The following is a 23,323-nucleotide window of genomic DNA, read 5'->3' on the forward strand; positions in this document are numbered from 1 at the left end:
CTCCCCTTATTTTTACTTTTAAAAAAAGCTCATGAACCGCCTTACCGGTTCATAAGCTTATTACTTCCTTCTATTGATGATCGATTGAAGAATTTGGTTCTCACAGGCTTCATTATAGTCAGCTATTCTTCTATTCAAGAAGAACGCATCGATCCAAGACCATATAACAGAGCCGGCTAACAAAATGATAAATAACCATAACATAAACATTGTAAAGCTATAATAGTATTCAATAGTCGATAACATAATAATAATAGCAATAATTGGAACCATACTCGTAATGAGCATAGCTGAAGCGTAGCCATAATTCTCCGTATAAAAACGATGAGCACCAAAGAAACTCAATCCGGCCCATAATCCCCATGCGGCTTCTTTATTCTTTCTCTTCTTCAACATTTCTGATTCAAGGATGGCCAATTCTTCAATTGTAAGATCAAACTTTGATACAGGATTCATCCACATTCACCACTTTTACGTTAGTTTGCGAGTTTTGAATTATGTTCAGCACTCTTCAACAAACGGATTTCAGAAAGTATATCATTTTCAATTCTTTCATTTGTATCTTTGATCATCCCGTTCAGCAAAAACAGATCGATGAAGCTCCAAATACCCAACCCGCCAAACGTCAAAAGCATCGCAACAGCCGTTCCCGTCTTGCCTAAATAAAAGCGGTGACCACCAAAGCTAGTTGTAAAGAACCATAGCAGCCAAGTCGTACCCGCAGATTTTTGCTTCTTATTCATTTCTGAATTAAGCATTTGTAATTCTTCAGATGTGAGCCCTTGCTTCTGAATAAGTGACATATCATTTCCCCCATTGTTTCTAAAATTAGCGGGTATAATCACAAAGACTTATACCACCTCAAAATTATACCACCACAAACAGGAAAAATGTGATTATTTTTCTATTTTTATGTAATTATTTCTTTGTTTTTTTGGGTTTTATTACCTAATAAAAGCATGGCGGACAGGTTGATTATCTCAAAATAATCGTCCGCTCCTAATAGTGGGACGAGGGACCTGTCCCCCTGTACCTGCCCCTGTACCTGATTAAGATACATCTGCTACTGCTTCATGAGCCCGCCGACGACGATTACATTTTGGATGATAAAATTAAAACGTAATTCGCTATGGACTGAGACAGATAGTCTAGTATCTCATTCCTGATAGAAACTAAAAAAAGACCTTAACACCACTTTAAATTAGTAGCGCTAAGGTCATTTTATTATGCTTTTACCCTATGTAAGTTTTATTCCATCCGGAAGCGGAGGGAATATCTCGTCCCCTGCAAGTTCTACCCCAGTTCCATCCGGAAGTGGTGGAAAGATTTCATCCCCTGCAAGTTCTACCCCAGTTCCATCCGGAAGTGGTGGAAAGATTTCATCCCCTACGAGTTCTACCCCGGTCCCATCCGGAAGTGGTGGAAAGATTTCATCCCCTGCGAGTTCTACCCCGGTCCCATCCGGAAGTGGTGGAAAGATTTCATCCCCTGCAACTTCTACATCAAAATCATCAGGAAGCGGAGGGAAAATCTCATCAACCGCAGTTTCTGATTGTGTGTAAGCGAATGCGCCCGCTGTAATTCCTCCTGCGAATACCAATCCGGCTACTAATTTTTTAATCATACTTTTTTCCTCCTTGGTTATGTGATTGATTTATTTAGATATTTATATGAGAGTGCGTAGTATCTGGATGATTTCTTATATTTTCCGTTTTCATATAAATAGTCTGCAATGAATGATAGATATTCTGCTATAGATCGGAGCTGATTGGCTTCTTCAAATAACGGCAGCAGCTCCTTTATTAGTCTCTTATCTAATGAATCAATGTCTTCACTATATATTTTTGTCAATAATTCATATTCTTTGAGGGTGAGCTCGCTTATACCATCTAGTTCAGGCAGGGCTTTCGCCATTTCGGCCAAGGTTTTCTTCGCTTCGTCCTTCTTACCCGATTTGAAGTATTCTTTGCTGAGGGAGATGTGTGTATTCAAACGATCTTCGCAGGTGCATTCATTTTGCAGGCTACTGTTGAAGTGCTGGATGGCAAGTTTTGATTTATTAAGGTGAGAATAGAGAGTACCCAGATTGTGTTCAATCGTGTGAAGAACAGTGGTAAACCCGCCTACCCTTGACAGTTCGCCGGCTTTTAAGTACTCCTCGATTGCTTCTGTATGCTGGCTGCTTCTTTTATAAAGGATACCAAGCAAAATGTGGGCATGCACACAGTTCTCAAATTCATACAGCGATTGATAAATTGAGAGAGACTTTTTTGTATACTCAATACTCTGCTGGTTTTTGTTCAGTTTTCCATTGACCAAGCCCAGGGAATAGTGTAAAGATGCTTTTTCCTTCGGTGTAATATCGATAAATTCACAGTACTTCCTTGCTGCTTCATAGTGCCCACTGGATTGCTGGAATTTCTTGAATTTGTAATTGAAAGCACCTTGATACTTTTCATAGTAATAAAGAGTTGGGTAGTCCATGATAAATTTCGATTGACGAAGATCTTCTAATATGGAATGAACCTCATTGTACTCTTTCAATTCCATGAAATACCTCACGGAGTATACTTTAAACTTGATCAAGATTAGTTCATTGGTCGTCACGGAAAGCTGCTGCTTGATTAGTTCGTATTCTCTTGTAAATGCTTCTCTCTCTTTATTATTTATGGTAGAAAACCAGCGATCCAACCGATTTGACAAAACCTGATCAAGGCTTTTGTCTTCGTGAAAGATGCCCAACCGCTTCAATAAAGCATGTTCTACGTCTTCACTGGGGACTATATTATCATTCTCTACCTTTGATAAATAAGAAACTGAGCAGATTCCTTTCGCCAGTTCAGATTGTCTTACTTTTTTCATTGAACGTACATATTTTATCCTCTGCCCCAATGTAAAGTGATCGATTTTACTCCCCCCTTTCTCGAGCGAATCACACCAATCGAACCAAATAAAGCATACCAAAATTAACATATAAGTCAAATTCAACCTGTTACACGTGAGAAAGTTCCCACTCATTAATAACTGCTTATTACTTAGTATTATTCAAAAACTTGAACTGAAAATAGAAAAAGAGAAGAAAAAACTAAGTTCTGGGGCGGTAATTATTCAATATCTTTATTTATACTCCAATATGCAAACAAGGGAGACAAAAATAGAATAATAACATAGCCAAAATATAACTATATACCTACTATTATCCAATTAATGTAATTAACCTTCAAAAAAACCGTGACTATACTCTCGTAATCCAATTGAATTATGTAAAAAAGCGCTAATTTTGAAGAACAATGTCAACTTTTTGAACAAATTGATATATTTGGATTTTTGCTATACTGAAGTCGTTATAGTATAGGATTAAAAAAGGAGGAAATTGGAAGATGGGTGTAAAAAAGAAGATTGTACGTACTTTAGGTGGAATCGCTTTGGCAGGAGCAGTGGTAGTAGGAGGATTTGGCAGCAGTGCAAGTGCTTATCAGGATTCAGTAACAGAGCCGATCAGCCAGCTATCTGGAAATGATATTCAGTCTAATATCTGGATGAGCGCTACCGCTTTCTACCAGACTCAACGTTATCAAGTAAGCGCTAAATTCTTAGGATACAACCCGCCAAATGCTGATTGGGTAAAGACAGCATGGAATATTAAAGCAAATGGTCTGGGAGTAAGCATCGGTGGAGTAAGTGGCGGTACTGCCAGCGGAAATGAATTATCAGGAACTTGGACAAACTATAACAACTGGATCTCTGACTATTCAGGTTCTTATAATATTTCTGGTGTACCTATAAGTGGATCTGGAAATAACACAGCGAATTTCTTGGCATTAGGTGTTAAAGATTCAGCAACAGCTTCCATTTTCCGGTGGTATTAATAGCTGTAACCGCATCTTTAACAACCCGTTAAACATTACCAATATTATAACATAATATGATTAAAATCTGTACTATAACCCAATAGAAGTAAATGCTAATATGGGCATTTACTTCTATTTATTCATCTTCCATGACATATGAAAAACAAAGGAAGAATTACATTTCTTTTCATTATATTTGTCACGGCCGCCTTTATCATTTATCAATACGTAATGAAAGACCCAGTAGTGTTGAGTAAGAATCATGAAGAGGTTCTCAGCAGCCAAATGACCAGCACTGAACAAACAGTCAAATCTGATATCACTAAAAATACAAAGAACTTTTTAACATATCCTGTTGAGGGTTCAAAGGATGAATTCACCACTTTATATACATATTTTTCATTGAGTTTTCTGGACATTGCGCCAGGTCAAAAAGTGTGTGAACATTTTTCAAGTGAATTGTCCAAAGATGAATTTATCCAAACGGAAGAAACGTTTTACACCGGGATTGAGAGATTATATTATGCAATGAAACTAATTGAAATGTGTGATCAAAATCAACTTCCTGACCAAACGATGGAACATGCAGTAAACGCCATAAAAAAGCTCTATAACCAGACTTTTTATGAAGAAGGGTACTTTTTATCAAATGAATTTAAAAAATACAGGAACGAAGACGGATATGATGAGGTCGAGTTAATGCACACATCAATGATGCTAGAGCTTGCCCTAAAAACGGATATTGATTTGAACAAGAATAAAACCTCAATTGTAAATTGGTTGAATCAGTTCATGGTAGGTAAAAATGATCCACAGTTTATTCGTCAATATTATAAAATAATGAAACTATTAAACTTGAAAGCTTCTCCTTCCATTTTAGGACAAAACAGCTATGAGTCTATTATTCAAAAGGAAAACTATGAGTTTAATGATCTGCTTTCGATTGAAAGTTTAACTTATTTACACAAGGAAAATAAAATCACTTTGAACCGTGAGGAAATTCAATCAATTCTACAAGGCTTATCTTACAGCCATAACCAATTTGCTAATATTCAACATGAATATTATGTGTTATCGATTTACTCAAATTTAGATCTCATTGATGTTTATCCTCATAAAGATAAATTAAGGAAACAGTTTAATCGCTATGCTTACCCGGATGGCATGATGCCGGTATTTTCAATGACCACCAATCCGTATAGCGGATATTACAGCATGGTAGTCGCTTTACAATCTGCAGAACTAGACGACGGGTCGGCTATACAGCTTAAAAAATTCCTCTCCGACTTCTTAAGTGAAACAGATGTCGAAAAGTTATTAGGTACGGACCCTTTCGAAATACTAAGCTACATACACCTTATGAAGTATGTTGACGATACCTATCCAGACTCGAAAGAAGCAGAAAGAATTTCAAAAGTATTAAAAGAAAAGCTCCCACCCCAAGTCAATCCTGGCAACATAATAAAAACAAGCCATATTATTGAATCATTGGCATTATTGGAAGCAAATCTAAAAGTTAAAGACTTTCCTGCAAACACGATGGAAATTGTGAATCAATTAGGAAAAGGAAATACAAAATTATTTGAAAATTCTACTGACTTCACTAACCTTCTTTTCATAAATAGTCTGGCAGAAACCGGAAAGTTCTCTAAAGAATTAAAAGAAGTAATACCTTATGTTAAGAAAGTTAAAATTAACCTTTCCGGCGAAGTAGCTGCTTACGAACTTTATCAGAAGACATTATTTCTCAAGCAGATGGGAGAAGCAACCAATGATGACCTGATTGCGGAGAAGCTGATCCAACTTCATGACGGGAATGGGTACAAGCTGAATGATCAGCAACACTATAAAAACTTTTATGCAACTATTTTCCTCAATCGATTAAATCAAATCCTGCTGGGAAAGGAGCAGATTCATGAGCAATAAGCTGCTAATGAGTGTAAAGAAAGTATCCAAGACATATAAAACGAAAGAGAACGAAATCACCGTTCTAAAAAATGTCAATCTTGAGATTTATGAAGGCGAGATTAACGTCATCATGGGGCCATCAGGTTCTGGAAAAAGCACATTGCTCAGTATGATGGGCCTTTTGGATAAGCCTTCCGAGGGTGAAGTCCGACTCTTGAATAAGGTGGTTACCTCCCATTCACTTGAAGATCTTACCGATTTAAGGGCGCAGCACCTCGGATTTGTCTTTCAAGATTACCACTTAGTACCGAATCTATCCGCACAGGAAAACGTTTCGCTTCCCCTTCTATTAAAGAAGGACATGACCAAAAAAGACCGGGATGAAATAAGCTGCGAACTACTAAACAGCGTAGGTTTGTCACATCGTTATACGCACTTCCCCTCCTCTTTATCCGGTGGTGAGAAACAGAGGGTAGCAATCGCCCGTGCATTATCCAATCAACCCCGAATCATTTTGGCCGATGAGCCGACTGGGAATGTGGATACAGAAACCGAAATAAAAATCATTGAAATCTTTCAACAACTAAAGGCACAAGGCGTTGGGATGTTGATTGTCACCCATAATGAAATCTTCAAGCAGTATGCCGATCATTTATACTCCCTTAGACAAGGGGAACTTGAAAAGGTGGGATAACAAAGATGAAAGCAAAAGATTATGTAGCACTGGGGTTCAAGAACTTTCAAAGAAGCGGCAAGAAAAACATCGCACCAATCATCATTATCACGGTGGGCATATTGCTTTTTAACATTGTCTCAAGCTTTTTCACTAGTATTACTGCCAGCGTGAACGAAACCGTGGTGGATAATGCAAGCTTGAAGTTCATCCATGTTTCCTCAGCGGAAGGTGAGCTGACAAATACAGACTTGGATAAACTGAAAGAAGTCGATGGTGTCGCCACTGTCTTTCCGCGGACGGAATCTTTTATTGGGATTGAACAAAATAAGGAAAAAATCACCTCAACACTAATTGGAGTCCCTAACAACGCCATAGAGTATTTCACTGAAAAAGAAACCAAAAGTCTGCCTGTCAACGGCATCCTATTGAATAAGAATATCACTTCTTCCCTCGAGGAAGGTGACCCTGTAAAGATCAGTTACACCGTGAAAGTAAAGGAAAACGAAGGTATACGCAAGGAACTGGACGCAACTGTCACAAGCAAGATCGAACCGCCCTATCTGATCAGTTTCCCGGAAGATATTTCGATTGCCAGCCTGGAGCTTGTCCAAACCTTAAATGCAGGTTTCCTCGGCCTCACCCTTGAAGAATACCTTGAGAATCCAAGCTATCAGGAAGTCATTGCCATCGTACCGAATGTAAACGCGGTAAGCAAAGCTGCAGGTCAATTCGATAAGATGGGATATATGACAGACTATTCACTAAAAGCTTCCAAATCGATCCCAGTCATCGCGAAGATACTGGCAAGCGTCGGCGGGATTCTTGTGGTCGTTCTTCTTATCTTTGCCGGAACCAGTATTGCATCAATCATCAATCAATCTCTTCAGAGCCGCTATGGAGAAATCGGGATCATGCGTGCTGTGGGATTTAAACAGAAGCATCTGATAAAGTTATTTGCTGTTGAAGTCACAATCATTTCCTTTCTTTCATTTTGTTTGTCGGTTCTTCTCAGTTTCTCTGCATTGAAAGCAATCGAGCACTATGTTAATAATATGGGATTTGCAGACTATACGTTCATTCTGTCCATCGACACCTTTCAAATCCTGGCAAGCTTGGCCGTAATTTTTCTGGTCAGCTTCATCTCGAGTGCTTATCCGATAAAGAGAGCTTCTTCGATTCAGGTTACTGATATTTTGAAAGGAGCTTGAGCCATGAATAGAATAAGATTTATTATACTTTTGATCGGAGCAGCCGCTTTTCTCTCCGGCTGCTTCGACAGCGAAGAAAGCATTCCTGCACATTCTATCCATTACCTGAACGGTAAAGATTCAGTCAGCTTGTTCGATTTTGAAAATGGTAATACCAATCAGCTCAAACTTGACGTATTGTCTGAGTCTCCATACGGGACGACAAGCAGGAACCCCGTAGAAGAGAAGACCTTGACGATGATTCAAGATGATAAAAAGGGATATCAGTATTACCTTCAATCAGGAGAAGCGTTTATAGAAATCGGAAAGGTAGATACCCCTGTTTTTGGGGGTGTTTATACAAAGGATAGAATCTATACGATTGTATATGAAAAAGAAAAAGCCATCCTGAAAGAAATCGATCCGAATTCATTCAAAAAAGTGAACGAATGGGAACTAAATGGGTATCCGGAGGCCATTACTGCTGACTATGAAACCGGCACAGTTTACATGCTTTCCAGAACTGATTCCATTCTGCTCTATACTCTGAAGGACGGAAACATAAAGAAGAAGCAACTTCTGGATGACACCTATGAAGTCAATGCCCAGTTCGATGATGATCAACTGATTATCTCCATCAACCAACTCGTCAGGAACAACGGAAAAGAAACGAATAACAAAGAAGTAAAGGAAATTGCCGTTTACGATACGAAATCTGAAGAAATAATTGAAACCTATACTACGGAACACCCGCCAAAGTACGTGGTACCTTCCGGAAATGAAATGCTTGTCATTTCCGGAACACCTAACAGCAACTTTATTGAGACAATCAATAACCAAAATAAGGTCACATCCAGCAGTGAACTCAAAACCCGGGAAGTGTTTGGAATTACCCCCTACAAAAACGATTACTACGTCATTTCGCGGGACGGCATATACAAAGCCGATAACAATCAGCTTACATTAATTGAAAAAAATGAAGTCCCTGATTCAGTAGATTTAAGCATTCAATAAGGAGGCTATCATGAAAAAAATGAAACGATTTGCCCTGCCGCTCCTGCTTTTGCTTTTTGCGGCAGGCTGTTCATCATACCAGGATTCAGAAGCAAAAAATGTAGAAACACTTGAATACGCTGACTTATCCGGACTGGAGCAAACCAGTTTGGGAGATAACTCCGCTGTAATCAATACCGTGACCAAGTTGGCCGGTGGGGAAATTCCCCATAAAATCGAAATCTCTTCCGATGTATTACAGATTAAATACGACCTTGCTGCTTACAATGAAAAAAATGAAAAAGGCTCGGAGTATTGGTACAAACCGGACAAAGAACAAAGAAACGCAGCCCTAAACAGCGCCATCCTGTTTACACTAGTCAATAACCTGAATACTGTAAAAATTTCTTTTATTGGAGAAACAACCAAGGAATATGAATTCAGACGTGAGGAACTGGCCAATAAATTAAACACCTCTTTTAAATCATTAGATGAAAAAACATACAAGAAGTATAAAGATGCATTTGCTGAAAATTAATTACTATGTAAAGGTCGGTGTAGAAAAATTCCTTTGTCTAAAAACCTTTAAGACCCACAAACTCTAATAGGAGGTGTAAGGTATGGACGTCTCAAAGGTGGAATATCGTCTGGTAAATAAATCACACATCCAAAAACTTGAAAAAAAAATTACAGCTCACAAGAAAGAAATTGTTGTAAAAGTAAAAGCAGTTGGCGTGTGTATGACAGACTGTCTTAATTATAAATACAAAAACAATAACTACTTTGGTCATGAATTAGTGGGAGAGGTGCTAACTCCCTTCTCTTCATTTAAAAAAGGAGATAATGTAGTCATTCTACATCGATATAGCTGTGGGACATGCATTTCCTGTAAACAAGCCCAGTTTCATTTATGCAAGAACTCCAAGAATACTGATACATGCTTTTCCAATTACTTAGTACTTGATGAAAGGGCTGCCTCAAAATCATTTTATCGTATTCCAGAGGGGACCGATAATAGGTTATCTGAATTTGCCTATACTGATTCTCTTGCTTGCGTGCTTCATGCCTTAAAGAAAGTAGATCTAAGTAAAACAGAACACATCCTAATCCTCGGGAATGGATTCATGTCATTACTGTTTTATTACGCTCTTACTCTAATTTATAAAAAGAGAGCAAAAATAGTGGGAAGTAATAAAAAAAAGCAAAATTTGATATCTAGAAGTCTCAAGATAGAACAACTCGAATGTGGACAATTAAATGAACAACATTTTGACTTATGCATAGATACAGCAGGACAGTCAAAATTGGTTTCTCAAATTCTGGTTTATTTAAAGCCTTCATCCTCTTTCCTCTGTTTTAGCGGAGTGAACTCTATAGGAGAATTATTTACTTTAAATTACCTTAGGAATAACGAAATCAATATTACATTTTCCAAGCATACGAATCCAGCAAGCATAAACGAAGCTATTAGTATCATAGACTCGGAACTTTTGCCCCTTAAGAAAATTATCACACCTTTTCAACCAGCCTCTAAGTTAGAGGGCATAATCAATAAAACATTGCAAAATGAAATCATAAGGGGAGGAGTCTTAATTGAGTAAGATTAAGAATATATTTAGGGCAGAATATTTTTTGGAAAAGAGTCACAATGGAATCGGTGCTTTGGAAAAGGTAAGGGTTTTCGAAAAGGAAGATTTCAAAACGAAAATCGATTTCATCGATTATGTTATTGTGCAGCCTGACCACACTATCGGTTACCATCAACACAGTGAAAATGAAGAAATTTATTTTATTCTTAAGGGAAGCAGCTCGATGATTACCGGTGGTGAAACAGTTAAGATTTGTAAGGGTGATGTAATCATTAATGAATGCGGAGAAAGTCACGGATTAATCAACAACTCTGAAGAGCCAATGGAAATCTTTATCTTTCAAGTTTCTAAATAAAAGGAGGAACAAGAGAATGAGTGTATCTTCTAACTTTTTAGCATTTGAGCAGTTTGCAGGACTAACTACCAATTTAAAGGTCGAATATCACATTACAGAAACCTCTGATGTCTTTAATGTAAATAATCTTACCATTCAACAGAATTGTAAATCTAAAAAGCTATTGATTGTAACATCACCAACAGTATATAGGCTTTATGGTCATCAAATTACTGAATATCTTTCTTATCATTTTTCTGAAGATTCTTACAAAATAATCGTTATTGAGACGACAGAAGAAAACAAAGACTTTGATAATGTGATGAAGATATGTGAAGCGGGTAAGAATTTCGGGTTGGATCGACGCTCCCTTCTAGTGGCGATTGGTGGTGGGATCTTAATGGATATGGTAGGTTTCGCCGCTTCCATGTATAAGCGGAAAATTGATTATATTCGTATCCCTACAACGTTAGTAGGCCAAATAGATGCCGGAGTCGGTGTGAAAACAGGTGTAAACTTCAAAGGATCAAAAAATTTCATTGGAGCATTTCACCCGCCGTACAGTGTAATCAATGATACCAGTCTATTATATACCCTTGAAAAAGATGAATTGATTTGTGGATTAGCTGAAATTATTAAAATGGGTATTATTGTTGATGCCCAACTATTTGAACTAGTTAACACTTATGGCTTTTCCCTGGTTGACTCAAATTTTCAAGGAAATCTCGAAGCTGCCAATTCAATAAATCAAAAAGCCGTACAGCGAATGCTTGAACAACTTGAGTCTAATTTATTTGAATTATTCTTGGAGAGACTGGTTGATTTTGGTCATACTTTCAGTCCATTTATTGAAGAGTTTTCAAATTATCAGATTAAACATGGAATAGCAGTAGGTTATGACATGGCGATTTCAACTGAAATTTCCTATTTATTAAATAGAATATCCAAAAAAGATAGGGATAAGATTTTGACCACATTAATGAAGATAGGCATTAACATCTATCATAAGGAAACCTTTATCGCTGAAAAAATGTGGAACTCATTAAATAATATAGTTTTGCACAGGGGTAATAAATTGAATTTAGTTATCCCCACAGGTATAGGACAATCAGACTTCCTAAGAGAGTTAACCAACTTAAGTCCGGAATTATTACATCAAGCAATCGAAAACTTGGCAGCTTACCAATACTCATACACTGAGGGGATATTAACTTGAGAGGGGTCGTAGTTTTCGATATTGGAGGTACGTATACAAGGTCGGGTTTGTTTACTGAGACAGGAAGAATTTTAAATGTGGAAAAAGATTCTTCACCTAATTTCAATAGTAATGAATCCATCTATGATCTTCAAGAACAATTGCTTGAGTATGTTAAACGTAAGGTTTTGGAGATTGATAAAGCTACTTCCATTTCCATAGAAGAGGTAGGGATTGCCTTTCCTGGACCTATAACGAAAGATGGGTGTGTGTTAAAAGCTCCTACATTATGGGGAGAAGCAGGTGTAAAGTTTCCTATGAAAGACAAGCTAGAAAGCTTACTAGATGGAATAAGTGTTACGGTAATCAATGATTTGACCGCAGCCGGCTATAGGTACATGAAATCATCCCTCAAAAGCTTTGGATTGATTACCATTAGCTCCGGAGTTGGGAATAAAGTCTTTTGGAATGAAGAAACCCTCCTTAATGATAATGGTGCTGGAGGAGAATTAGGTCATTACGTCTATAAAGATTCAGAATTCCCTAACTTAATATGTGATTGCGGATCTTATTCACACATAGGCGCGATTGCTTCCGGGCGCGGCATGGAACAGCTTGCAAATCAAATGCGTGTGAAATATTCCCATTTATTAAGTGATTCCCCCCTTAGAAACCTAAATAAGATTACTACCTTTGAATTAGTAGAAGGAATCAGACATAAAGATCCATTTTCCGAAGCAGTTTTAAGAAAAGGTATTACTCCAATAGCTAACGCCATTTTGTTTATGCATAACCTAATGGGCTTGGAAGATTTCATCATCATTGGTGGATTCGCTTTGGCTATTAGAGAGGAATACAAAAAAGAGCTTTGTCACCAGCTAAGTCAATCCATTTATTTTGGCTTAGAAAATAAAAACATTAAAGATATGATTCACATGGGAGTAGAAGATGACTTAAATGGGTTAATCGGGATGGGGATATATGTATTCAAACATATGAAGAAGGATAACAGACATATGGAGGTTCAAACTGGATGATTACTATTAAAGAAAAATTTGATTACTTAACTCGAAATACATGGCCAAATGAAGCTACTTCCCCCGTAGTAAAAGGGGATGGAATTTACTTTTGGGATGAAAACAATAAGAAATATATGGACTTTTCAAGTCAAACGCTTAATTTATTGCTCGGTCAATGTTATCCGGCCATCGTAGAGGCTCTTACTGAACAAATAAAAACCTTGACTTATGCATCAAGCAGATTTGGAAGTTCCGCATATTTAGAGGCAGCAAAAAGAATTGTCAGGGTTGCCCCCAAGGGATTTACTCGTATAAATATTAAAATGTGCGATGGTTCAGATGCTAATGAGACAGCTCTTAAAACAGCAAAAAAATTCACTGGTAAGCCTGGTGTTATTTCATTCCATAAAGCTCATACCGGCCAAACCACTCAGACTTTGCATGTTCGAGGATATGCCAGAGATGAAAGGACCTTATTAGGAAGTACTGAAGATGTCACTTTTATTTCACCTCCTTCATGTCAGGAAAAGGGAGATTATAAACATTCGTTAAAGGAGTTTGAAGAAGTTATTACGAAGCACGGCGGTATTGGAGCTGTGCTAGTAGATCCAATGATGGTAAACGCAGGTGTTCTGGTAAACGAGGAAACATCCGCGTATTTAAAAGGAATTGAAGCGCTATGTCACCGATATAATGTAATGTTCATTCTCGATGAAAACCAAAGTTTTGGATGGGTTCCTGGAATATTTGCTGCAAACTATTATGATATTTCACCAGATATCATTACACTTGGAAAAGGCTTATCTTCAGGGCACCCTTTAGCAGGTGTTCTAGTTAAAGAAAAGTATAAAGAAGCACTTGATTATAATGAAGCCGACTTTACGCATGGAGGTCATGTTCTAACATGCAGGGCTGCAGCAACAACTATTGAAACTTTAGAAACCGTAGATTTTCACCTCCTTGAAAAGGAGAAAAAGATTGAATCTGAAATTAGAGATCTCCAGTCCAAAGCGAATTTCCCATTGATTCATCGGGGGGTAGGGTTGATTCATGGGTTGGAATTCGCGACCGAAGACGAAGAAAGAAATAGTGTAATGGCAAACAGTATATTTGAGACAGCATTAAGAAAAGGGCTTTTTCTCAGGAAGTATAATAACAAAATCATTCTTAAACCGCCAGTAATTGTTAGTGAAGAAGAAATCGAAAAGGCATTTGCAATCTTGAGCAGTTCGTTTAAGGAGGAGGGTTTACTATTAAACTAGGATTATTCACACGAGTCTATCAGCATTTAGAGCCCGAAGAGGCGTTTCCCAAAATTAACGGGCTTGGGATTCAATCAATTGAAGTAGTATCAAATAAAGGAAGTAAGCACTTTGACCTGGAACAAGCATTGTCCCTGAATTATTTATCAAACTATCAGAAACTGTTAGAAAAACATCAACTAAAAATAGAAGCACTGACTATGCATCGCGATTCGCAACTAATTATGGGGCCGCATGGAGATGCCACTCAGCGTTTCTTCAAGGGTACTCCTGATGAACAAGTTGAATACGGAAAACAAAGACTCATGAAAGCCGCAGAAGTCGCTAATGAATACGGAATACCGAAAATCACTGGATTTATGGGGGCAGGAGAATTTTCATCTTGGTATCCATGGCCCCACTCTGAGGGTTGGAAGCAGCAGCAAAACTTGGCGTATGAAAGATGGATGCCCATACTCGAGTACTACGAAAAGCTTGGGGTGAAATTTGCTCATGAAGTTGGACCTCAACAACTGGCATATAACTTGGAGACAACCCAAGAGATATTAGAAATTTTAAACATAGATTCCTTTGGAATATGTTTCGATCCATCAAACTTTATTTTAACAGGGGTAAACCCGTGTATATTTGTAGAGGAGATTGGTTCAAAAATCTTCCATGTTCATGGGAAAGATTCAGAGTTAACACATCACGTCTCATCTTCGGGGTGGATGGCTCATGGAGATCTTTCAAGACCAGACAGAGGGTTCAGGTTTAGAATACCCGGATGGGGAGATGTGAATTGGAAAAAGGTGTTAACCACATTAAAGTTAAATGGCTATAATGATGTCATTTCAATAGAAATTGAGGATCCAACAATGGATTCGGAAGAAGCTCTAGAAAAAACGATTGACCATTTAAAACCATTACTATTTAAATAAGAGGTGTTTGTTTGGAGTTACTTCTATCTAATTTTATCGGTTATCATTATTTTTCTCACAAAAAAATATTTGAGGAAAACCTCTACCCGTGGGAACTATTAAGAGAACTTCCTTCCTATATTGAAAGATACCTGCAACAGGAAAAAGAACTAATTGGGACGATGAATTTTCTAGGCCCAAAAATCATAGTGGGAAAGAATGTCACCATAGAAGAAGGAGCGTTCATTAAAGGACCGGCGATTATTGGGGATGATGTTCAAATCAGGCACGGGGCCTATATTAGAGAAAATGTAATTATTGGAGATAATTGCAAGATAGGACATTGCAGTGAGATTAAGCATTCTCTGATTGTAAACGGTTCAAACGTTCCCCATTTTAACTATATAGGCGATTCAATTATAGGGAAAGAGGTTAACTTTGGAGCTGGATCTATATGTTCTAATTATAAGAATCTCCCGTACGGCAGTGAAATCAATATCACTGCCGAGGGAGGCACGATTTCAACAGGACTCACACATTTTGGAGCAGTGGTGGGAGACGGCAGCAAGATAGGCTGTAACACCGTACTCAATCCCGGTACTATCCTTGGGAGAGGAGTAGTTACTTACTCTAATTTATCTTTAAGAGGAATCATTGAAGCAGGTCACCTAATAAAATCTCCTGACATAGAAGGGAAAGTGGTTATCCGATGAATGAAATACTCAATTGGGCTAAACAAATACAAGCCTTGGCTCAGAACGGATTAACATACGGAAAAGATAAGTATGATCTACAAAGATATGAAGAGTTACGTACTTTGGCAGTAGAGATGATGTCAACTGCATCAGGGGTCAAAGATCACTCAGTGCTGAGGGAGTTATTTGCAAATGAAACGGGTTACCAAACCCCTAAAGTTGATGTAAGGGGAGTAGTGTTTAATAGTGATAATGAAATTCTGCTTGTAAGAGAACTGGAGGACTCTAAATGGTCACTTCCGGGAGGCTGGGCGGATATTGGTGTTTCTGTTAAAGAAATGGCCGCTAAAGAAGTGGAAGAGGAGTCAGGTTATATCGTGGAGCCATTCAAAGTGCTTGCTGTGTTTGATAAGAAACATCATCCCCACCCTCCATCACCATATCACGTGTACAAAATTTTCATTCAATGCCGCAGTATTCAAAAGGCACATGAGGGAGATCAAATAGAAACGGACAAAATCGGATTCTTTAATTTGGAAAACTTGCCAGTATTATCAGAGGAAAGGGTTACCGAATCTCAACTAAAGATATTGTTTAATCACGCTACAAATCCTATGAGGCAGACTGATTTTGACTAATAAGGAGATGGGGACGTGGAATTAAGTTTTGTTACGGAATACGGACCAACTTATTTAGCTGTTCCGGAAAAAAAACAACATATAGAATTTATTGAGCCGACTTATTTTGAACTAGATGAGAAAGAACACTTCACATATATTGCAGATAAAAATAAAGCCTATACTATAAAGGAAAAATACTTAATTGAAGTACCGAAAATGTTCATTGGCAGACCTGAGCAGAAAGCCATAATCTTAGACGAAAATAATAAAGCAGTTGATTACCGCAGAATTCTTCACACTCATTGGAAAGAACGAATTGAAATTAAATACGATAATAAATCTTATCTTTTTCATTTTGACCCTGTTTATGAACCTGAGGTTATCCAGTTAATCAACAATTCATTAGCATTACTGACAATTAGGAAAAGACAAATTGTTGTACTCATAAACAAGGATGGAGATATACTTTGGCAATTCGGAGAAGATATGATACCTGGAAAAGGAAAGCAATTGAAAGTTCCTATATTTTCTCTGTTTTTAAAAGACACGAAAACAATTTTAATGTGTGATGGATTGAACTCCAGGGTCTTGGAATCCGACTTATCAGGTGAAATCATCTGGCAGTATGGAATGGAAGAAAGACTTGGAGCGAGTGAAGGGTTATTGTGGAAGCCTACGTGTGCAAGACGTACCAAAGAAGGTGAAACATATATTGCCGATTCAAAGAATAAAAGAATTTTGGTTGTCAATCAGAAAAAAGAAATTATAAATCAATATGGACAATCCCTGATCAATGAATTGAAACTTAATTATCCCCGGTCAGTTCAAGAAATGCCAAATGGGAACTGGTTGATAACCAATACCCATAAAAATAGTATAATTGAAGTAGACCCTATTAATATGAAGGTTGTTTATGAAATCAATAATATAAAAGACCAGCTGGGATTGTATTGGCCCCGCTGTGCGTACTATAACAAGTTCAACTCCGAAATTATTATCTGTGATGGTCTGAACAACAGAATATTATTTGTCGATTATACTTCAAAAAAGCTTAAAAAGGTCATTCATGCATATACAGAAGGAAGTAACGAACATCCTATGAGTGATCCTCACCATCTTGATATGCCACAAAACGAACATAATAAACTACTAATCACATTATCTGAATCGCATGAGGTAGTAGAAATTGATTATGAAGGAAACTTGATAAGAAAATGGACAGGACTGAATGATCCTCACTCAGCTTCTTATTTTCCAGAAGGAATTGTTGTATCCGACTCAAATAATCATCATATAAAAATATATTACGATAATGGTAAAGAAGAGGTCGTTGATCATTTTTTTACTCCTGAGGGAGAAGCAGATTCCTTTAACAGACCCAGGTTTTCAGTTTATTATAATGATGGGCTGCTAGTAATGGATACTGCTAATCATAGAATTGTGTATGTTAAGAAAGTGGAGACCAAATGGAGAGGTTCATTAGTAGATATTAAGTTTCCTCGAAACATAAGGTTAAACAACCTTGATAATTCACGTTGGATAAACCTTTTGCACAATCAATCCATTCTTTTAACTGACACGGAAAATTGTCGTATTATGAAATTGGAAATAAAAAGTTAATAATTAAAAAGAGACCGAGTACTTTACTCGGTCTTTGTTGTGGAACTGGGTTAAAAAGGAATAGTTTCTAATGCCTTTATGAATCGGCTATATTTACTTTCAGTAGATACTTTGTACTCAATATTCAATTCATTAATAATAGCCACACATTCTATCTCGTCCTTTTCCGACAGGTTTTCAATTTCTAATTCATATTCAACATGGTTGTCTGGGAAGGTTGTTTTATCTAAATCAATCAATCGATTATTATCAGTTGTAACCTGAATACGTTGATTTGATAGTTTGCCAATATAGATGGCTCTATTAAGAGTTTCTGATACTTGAGTACTGGCCAAAAATTCTTTGATTTCCTCATTATTCGAGCCTCCAAAGTATGTGGCAAGGTCTTTCTTTTTGTTGAGTAAATCTGAAGCTTCTGAAGGTGTAAGTGAAACGGATAGTTCATCAGATAATACTTTTTGATTTTGATCAATTGAATTTCTGATCTTTAAAGTAAGGGTGTATTTGCCATTATACTCTCTAACCCTCAATGTCGAGCCTGTTTTGCTTAATCTGTATCCAGGTGTGTCAAAGTAATAATTAATCTGATTTATTTGTTTCGCTTTATCAAACCGATTTAGCACTTTAACATAAGAATCCTCTGATAGTAATAGTTTTATTTCTCTTTCTTGTTCTATCATTTGACTCAATCCCCTTATTAGTAAAAAGTTAAATTACCGTTAACCCTCGCATGGCGCTCTGCTCTCTTTACGACTAGCAGCGTTATCAAAAGCATAAGGGCTAGTTCAATGACTAAGTACCATAGACTATTAATGGAAGCCGGTGACAGTGTGCCAAGCAATAGTAAGTCTCTAATGACAAAGAGTACATGTGTCAAAGGAAAGATAAATCCGATTACCTGGGCCCAAACCGGAAAGAGTGCAACCGGAATTCTGACTCCTGAAAAAAGCATCATAGGGTCATCGAGAATCATAAACAAAATGGAAGCGTCTCTTGAGAACAGGAATATGGCGTTCAATAACCCTCCCCAAAACGTAGCAGTTACAATAATAAGCAAAAAACAAACTGGTAAGTAAATGATATGGGCAATAGGAATGGCACCGATGATAAAAAGCATAAAGATAGTGAATACAAAGAACATCCAAATGTTTTCAAAAAGCGCCCCCAAAGTCCGGCCGTAAAGAATGGACAAGCGGTTAGCTGGTGATAAAAAGATGGTTTCCAACGTTCCATTCGATCTTTCATAGCTCATTTGCCACGCACTTTGCATAAGTGATTTGAAAGAAAGGTACGTTAAAAAACCTATCAACAGAAAGGAGATTAACTGATCATAGCTATCCAACTGAATGAATTTCAGATTGTCGAGACTAAAGGGTTTATAGCTGAAGTAGGCGTTGGAAAAATGTAAAATGGGCCATATTAACAGCGAAAAATAGGTGATTTTCGAATGAAATGAGTTGCGATGCTGCTTGTAAATCTCACCCTTAACTACTTTTAACCAATTCATATTCCTTGTCTCCTTCTCTGTTGGTTAAAGCCAGCAGTGCATCTTCCAGGTTGGAGTCTTCGGTTTTAAAGCTTAGGATACTCACACCATGATTTGAAATAATGGTTACGACATCAGAAGTAATATCTTCTTTTGCTGAAATAGTAATAGTAGTGATACCATTTTCTTCAACTGTGTGCAGCCGCGCATGCTTCATGTTGGTATACTCTTTTAGCTCCTGCTTCAATTTCAGGGTTGAAGATTCCACGATAACCTTTAAGTTTGTCTCAGGGATGACTTTTGATATTATGTCTGAAGGGGATCCTTCCATCAACAGTTCACCCTGATTGATGATATAAACCCAATCACACAGTTCTTCTACTTCTGAGAGATAATGAGTTGTCAACAATATCCCCTTTTTTTCAACTTTTGACAGTTTTTTGATATAGTGCCTCAATTCTTTGGCAATGCTGACGTCCAGCCCTAAGGTTGGCTCATCCAAGAATAAATACTTAGGATCATTAATTAACCCCCTGGCGATTTGTAACCGCTGTTTCATTCCTTTTGAATATCTTTCAACAGGGGTTTTTGTATCCTTCAACCCTACCAATGCCAATGAATAGTCTATGTAAAGGTTAAGTTCTTTTTTGGATAGCCCATATAGAGCGCCGAAGTATTCGAGGTTTTCCCTTGCTGAAAGTCTCCAGTATAAATTTCTTTCTCCCCCGGTAATGACATTAACCATTTTCTTTACCCGTTGAGGGTGCAATATGGCATCGATTCCATCTACTTCAACTGTACCGGTTGTAGGTTCGAGGATAGAAGATAATATTTTGATCGTCGTACTTTTACCTGCGCCGTTAATCCCTAATAATCCGGTGATTTTTCCAGGCTCTATTGTAATATCCAAGTGTTTTAATGCCTCGATCTCTCTTTTTTTTGAAAAAGAAAAAAATTTCTCCTTTTCCTTGACTGTATATGTTTTACTTATTCCTTTTGCTAGTAACATTTTATTCCCTCCTAATTAAAGGTATTTTCGAGCAACTTTTTCTCTACCTTCTTTAACCAAAAAAGTCCTATAGAACAATATAAAACTCCCAATAGTACAATGTGGAAAATTTCGAATAAATGGCTTCCCAGACTTTCTCCAGTCATGACTTGACGAAACAATGCCAATGCAGGGGATAAAGGGAAAATAGAAGACAAAATCTGAACAGGGGACGGCAAGTATTCGATAGGAAATGAAACCCCGCAAACCAGACTCATCACAATAAAAAGTGTATTTTGTGTGATATATGTGTCACGTAAATACAGCATGAGAGTAGCAACAAATATACCTACACAGAATAGGGATAAGACAGTAAGAATAATGACCAGTATGACCTCAAATGGCTGAGCAATCAGAAATTTGGCCCCCAGCAGCAAACTAAACAAAATGACAGTCAGGAACTCAAGGGTGGACCTGCCCAATTGCTCCATGAAAACTCCAAAAAAATAACCCATCCGTGAGCTGGGGGAAAGCAGGAAGTTCTCTAGTGTTCCTTCTACATTTTCAAGCATCAATGACCTTCCTACATTCATAAGGATAGAAATTGAAAGGATATATAGACCTGCACCGAGGACCGAAAAACTCATGTAGTCAACTCCATTGCTGTATTCCATAAAACGACTATCCATTTCTCCGTTGAACATGTAGTAATAGGTAAAATAAGCAAAGACAGCAACGTATATTCCCATAAGGACACGGGCAATGAAAAATGACCATGGAAAGGCGCGCTGCGATACGATATGATTTCTTTTCATAGTGGCGAGTATAACTTTATTCATAATGGTACTCTCCTTTAATGACGGGTGCCTGATCTTTTTTTTCTTTTCTTGAAATGTTGTAGTGTACAGCAGTGATTATCATGCTTGGCAGATTATAAATGAAGTGTCCTATGATGGCAGACAGAATCGATCCGGTAAAGACATAACTTGTATACCATACCAGGCTTAAACCGAATAATATAAGATATGTCTTTGCATCAAAGAAATTCCGGGTGTAATCTTGTATATAATGAGCCAAACTGAACAAAAACCCTGATAGTAACATTCCAATTAGAAAATTAGAACTTGGAACAAAGCTTCGATAGAAAATCTCTTCAAAGACAGCACTACCTATTAGTGATATTTCCATGATGATAAAATGCTTAAATGAAAGTTGAGGCAAAAGTTTATAAAAAGACTTGTTCATATAAGGTTTGAATTCCTGATATTTAATACATAGGGCAATGAGGGCTGCAAGTATACTAATCGCGTAAAATACCAATCCTCCCTTTAGTTCAAAGCTTGGTAAACCATAATATAAAGCGGGGAGGATAAATGGGATAAAAAACAACACGTTTCTTATTACATCTGATAATAAACTGCCTTTTATTGCTCTAATAAACTTTAAACTTGTTTTCATGAACAAGAAAACTAACAGAAAAAGGAATATTTCTTTCATCATTGTCGTCACTCCAATGCTAATAATGTGGATAAAGGGCGCCGGATTTTATCATAAGTATAAGTATTTAAAATTGTTTATTATGCAAGCTCCATTGCAACTGGAAGCTTAACTTTAACTAGTACTGGTTTTTTGTACATGTAAGTCACCTACTTTCTAAAGAGTTTTGAGAAAAAAGGATAATAATTAAGCAAGTTCCATTGCAACTGGAAGCTTAACTTTAACTAATACTGGCTTTTTGTACATGTTCGGTCACCTCACATTTATTGAATTTAATAAAAATTAATGGGATTAAACTAGCTCCACAGCAACTGGAAGCGTAACTTTAACTAATACCGGCTTTTTGTACATGAGAGATCACCTCCCGAAAAGGCGCCCTTTACCCACATTATTAACAAGGAGTTCGTTTTACAGGTCAGCTGGCTTCAATTAAACCGCCCTTTTGTAATTCCCTTAAGTATTTTTCTATATCTCTTTTAATCTCTTTAGAAGTTACTGAGTAGCTCTCAGCAATTTTATCGATTATTTCTTCCCCGCTATTAATTCCATCTATTAACTCCCAAACCTTTACTCCAACTTCATCCAATATAAAAGCTTCACCCTTATGGACCAAATAAGGCTGTGATTCTACAATCCTGTATCTAACGAACATATTTTTTTGATATTTCATAACCATTCCTTCCTCCTACTTTAAAATGATTTGGGCTTTCATAATCAAACCTTGAGTGAAATTAACTACATTAAAAGCATATTCTTTGATTGTTTCTTCAGAGAAAGGATAGCTGTCTAATTGAAGAAATAGTTTCAATAAATCTCCTTCAGGATTCTCAGTTGTATACCGGAGCAACTTCCGATAAATCCACTTTTCCCCGGGATTTGTTTCTCCGACACTTGCCAAGTATGCATTCACTGCATTTTTTAGCAACAGCTTAACTACAACATAGGCTGTACCTAAATCATTAGATGATAAAGCACCTTCAAGGTCTTCCAGATAGCCGTCGTATTTTTCAATCGTTGTAACAACGATATATTTATTTAGGTTTTCAAAATTAATCTCTTCTTTCATTGTCTTGAATGTTTCTTCATGCAACAAAGGACTTGCAAATTTCAGCCTATGCAGTAAATCAACATCATCTGCTGGTAACCTTGAGATATGTTCATCGGTATTGAAGTTTAAGCTATTTAATTCATTTATAATCGTATGAAAATGAGAAGAGGAATAATATTCAAAATCATACCTTACATCATTGATCACGATATTCTTAATCAGGCTTTCCCCTACCTTCATAGTGGCTTCCCGTGCATGTCTTTTGTGATTGTTTAGCAGCTTCTCAGGCTCTTCACTGATGACAAAAACATCAACATCAGATGATTCATTACCGAACCCTTCCATGATTGATCCTGCAATATAGAGATAATCGATATTTTTGTTGTTATTTTTTACTTCTGGAAACAACTCCAAAATTTCTAATTTGTCTTCGATACCCTTAACTAAGCTCATACC

Annotated in this window: 26 protein-coding genes; 15 read left to right on the forward strand and 11 right to left on the reverse strand. The window is 37.2% G+C overall.

The genetic code is table 11. The annotated features are described in order from the left end of the window. Positions 1-60 precede the first annotated feature (60 nt). The 4 genes from AS034_RS16005 to AS034_RS16020 form a co-directional block, all read right to left on the reverse strand. A complete protein-coding gene (locus AS034_RS16005) occupies positions 61-456 on the reverse strand; it encodes an NINE protein (RefSeq protein ID WP_058299296.1) in 396 nt (131 codons plus the stop codon). 20 nt (positions 457-476) lie between these two features. Further along, the gene (locus AS034_RS16010; protein ID WP_058299297.1) at positions 477-803 is read right to left on the reverse strand and encodes a TM2 domain-containing protein; all 327 of its coding nucleotides are present in this window, start codon (positions 801-803) and stop codon (positions 477-479) included. A 434-nt stretch (positions 804-1,237) separates the two neighbouring features. Then, complete coding sequence (locus tag AS034_RS16015) at positions 1,238-1,624, reverse strand: hypothetical protein (protein WP_058299298.1); 387 nt, start codon at positions 1,622-1,624, stop codon at positions 1,238-1,240. 17 nt (positions 1,625-1,641) lie between these two features. Further along, positions 1,642-2,982 carry a helix-turn-helix transcriptional regulator gene (locus AS034_RS16020; protein WP_141687743.1) on the reverse strand — a complete coding sequence of 447 codons (1,341 nt, stop codon included), beginning with the start codon at positions 2,980-2,982 and terminating at the stop codon, positions 1,642-1,644. 398 nt (positions 2,983-3,380) lie between these two features. On the opposite strand from AS034_RS16020, the gene AS034_RS16025 reads away from it, so the two are divergent. From AS034_RS16025 to AS034_RS16095, 15 genes are all read left to right on the forward strand, one after another. Further along, positions 3,381-3,869, forward strand: a complete 489-nt coding sequence (locus AS034_RS16025) for a hypothetical protein (protein WP_058299300.1) — start codon at positions 3,381-3,383, stop codon at positions 3,867-3,869. 267 nt (positions 3,870-4,136) lie between these two features. Then, the gene (locus tag AS034_RS16030) at positions 4,137-5,777 is read left to right on the forward strand and encodes a hypothetical protein (protein WP_141687744.1); all 1,641 of its coding nucleotides are present in this window, start codon (positions 4,137-4,139) and stop codon (positions 5,775-5,777) included. After that, positions 5,767-6,453 (forward strand): ABC transporter ATP-binding protein, encoded by a 687-nt coding sequence (locus AS034_RS16035; protein WP_058299302.1) that lies wholly within the window; start codon positions 5,767-5,769, stop codon positions 6,451-6,453. Before AS034_RS16030 ends, AS034_RS16035 begins: the two co-directional genes overlap by 11 nt. Before the next feature lie 5 nt (positions 6,454-6,458). Further along, positions 6,459-7,643, forward strand: coding sequence for an ABC transporter permease (locus AS034_RS16040; RefSeq protein WP_058299303.1), 1,185 nt, complete (start codon positions 6,459-6,461; stop codon positions 7,641-7,643). Positions 7,644-7,646: 3 nt separating this feature from the next. Then, the gene (locus AS034_RS16045; RefSeq protein WP_058299304.1) at positions 7,647-8,636 is read left to right on the forward strand and encodes a hypothetical protein; all 990 of its coding nucleotides are present in this window, start codon (positions 7,647-7,649) and stop codon (positions 8,634-8,636) included. Between the two features lie 10 nt (positions 8,637-8,646). Beyond that, positions 8,647-9,153, forward strand: a complete 507-nt coding sequence (locus AS034_RS16050) for a DUF4825 domain-containing protein (RefSeq protein ID WP_058299305.1) — start codon at positions 8,647-8,649, stop codon at positions 9,151-9,153. A gap of 82 nt (positions 9,154-9,235) precedes the next feature. Next, positions 9,236-10,216, forward strand: a complete 981-nt coding sequence (locus AS034_RS16055) for an alcohol dehydrogenase catalytic domain-containing protein (RefSeq protein ID WP_058299306.1) — start codon at positions 9,236-9,238, stop codon at positions 10,214-10,216. Beyond that, positions 10,209-10,559, forward strand: a complete 351-nt coding sequence (locus AS034_RS16060) for a cupin domain-containing protein (RefSeq protein WP_244888179.1) — start codon at positions 10,209-10,211, stop codon at positions 10,557-10,559. The genes AS034_RS16055 and AS034_RS16060 overlap by 8 nt, the downstream gene beginning before the upstream one ends. A 16-nt stretch (positions 10,560-10,575) precedes the next feature. Continuing rightward, positions 10,576-11,754 (forward strand): sedoheptulose 7-phosphate cyclase, encoded by a 1,179-nt coding sequence (locus AS034_RS16065; RefSeq protein ID WP_058299307.1) that lies wholly within the window; start codon positions 10,576-10,578, stop codon positions 11,752-11,754. Beyond that, a complete protein-coding gene (locus AS034_RS16070; RefSeq protein WP_058299308.1) occupies positions 11,751-12,770 on the forward strand; it encodes an ROK family protein in 1,020 nt (339 codons plus the stop codon). The genes AS034_RS16065 and AS034_RS16070 overlap by 4 nt, the downstream gene beginning before the upstream one ends. Next, positions 12,767-14,014 (forward strand): class-III pyridoxal-phosphate-dependent aminotransferase, encoded by a 1,248-nt coding sequence (locus AS034_RS16075; RefSeq protein ID WP_058299309.1) that lies wholly within the window; start codon positions 12,767-12,769, stop codon positions 14,012-14,014. The genes AS034_RS16070 and AS034_RS16075 overlap by 4 nt, the downstream gene beginning before the upstream one ends. 68 nt (positions 14,015-14,082) lie before the next feature. Then, entirely contained in the window at positions 14,083-14,934 is an 852-nt protein-coding gene (locus AS034_RS16080) for a sugar phosphate isomerase/epimerase family protein (protein WP_272867411.1), read from the forward strand. An 11-nt stretch (positions 14,935-14,945) separates the two neighbouring features. Continuing rightward, positions 14,946-15,626, forward strand: a complete 681-nt coding sequence (locus tag AS034_RS16085; RefSeq protein WP_074440043.1) for an LbetaH domain-containing protein — start codon at positions 14,946-14,948, stop codon at positions 15,624-15,626. Continuing rightward, the gene (locus AS034_RS16090) at positions 15,623-16,246 is read left to right on the forward strand and encodes an NUDIX hydrolase (RefSeq protein WP_058299311.1); all 624 of its coding nucleotides are present in this window, start codon (positions 15,623-15,625) and stop codon (positions 16,244-16,246) included. Before AS034_RS16085 ends, AS034_RS16090 begins: the two co-directional genes overlap by 4 nt. A gap of 15 nt (positions 16,247-16,261) precedes the next feature. Next, the gene (locus AS034_RS16095; RefSeq protein ID WP_058299312.1) at positions 16,262-17,848 is read left to right on the forward strand and encodes an NHL repeat-containing protein; all 1,587 of its coding nucleotides are present in this window, start codon (positions 16,262-16,264) and stop codon (positions 17,846-17,848) included. A gap of 50 nt (positions 17,849-17,898) precedes the next feature. Here AS034_RS16095 and AS034_RS16100 read toward each other — a convergent pair whose 3' ends face one another. From AS034_RS16100 to AS034_RS16130, 7 genes are all read right to left on the reverse strand, one after another. Next, a complete protein-coding gene (locus tag AS034_RS16100) occupies positions 17,899-18,528 on the reverse strand; it encodes a CYTH domain-containing protein (RefSeq protein ID WP_058299313.1) in 630 nt (209 codons plus the stop codon). Between the two features lie 17 nt (positions 18,529-18,545). Then, a complete protein-coding gene (locus tag AS034_RS16105; protein ID WP_058299314.1) occupies positions 18,546-19,355 on the reverse strand; it encodes an ABC transporter permease in 810 nt (269 codons plus the stop codon). Then, positions 19,333-20,343, reverse strand: a complete 1,011-nt coding sequence (locus AS034_RS16110; protein WP_058299315.1) for an ABC transporter ATP-binding protein — start codon at positions 20,341-20,343, stop codon at positions 19,333-19,335. Before AS034_RS16110 ends, AS034_RS16105 begins: the two co-directional genes overlap by 23 nt. 11 nt (positions 20,344-20,354) lie before the next feature. Next, positions 20,355-21,161 (reverse strand): ABC transporter permease, encoded by an 807-nt coding sequence (locus AS034_RS16115; protein WP_058299316.1) that lies wholly within the window; start codon positions 21,159-21,161, stop codon positions 20,355-20,357. Beyond that, positions 21,154-21,822, reverse strand: coding sequence for a CPBP family intramembrane glutamic endopeptidase (locus AS034_RS16120; protein WP_058299317.1), 669 nt, complete (start codon positions 21,820-21,822; stop codon positions 21,154-21,156). Before AS034_RS16120 ends, AS034_RS16115 begins: the two co-directional genes overlap by 8 nt. Positions 21,823-22,234: 412 nt before the next feature. Beyond that, positions 22,235-22,489 carry a PqqD family protein gene (locus AS034_RS16125; RefSeq protein WP_162266039.1) on the reverse strand — a complete coding sequence of 85 codons (255 nt, stop codon included), beginning with the start codon at positions 22,487-22,489 and terminating at the stop codon, positions 22,235-22,237. Between the two features lie 15 nt (positions 22,490-22,504). Continuing rightward, complete coding sequence (locus AS034_RS16130; RefSeq protein ID WP_058299319.1) at positions 22,505-23,320, reverse strand: nucleotidyltransferase domain-containing protein; 816 nt, start codon at positions 23,318-23,320, stop codon at positions 22,505-22,507. Positions 23,321-23,323: the final 3 nt, after the last annotated feature.

It is taken from the genome of [Bacillus] enclensis, assembly GCF_001456935.1.
In the GTDB taxonomy this organism is placed as follows: Bacteria; Bacillota; Bacilli; order Bacillales; family Bacillaceae_B; genus Rossellomorea; species Rossellomorea enclensis.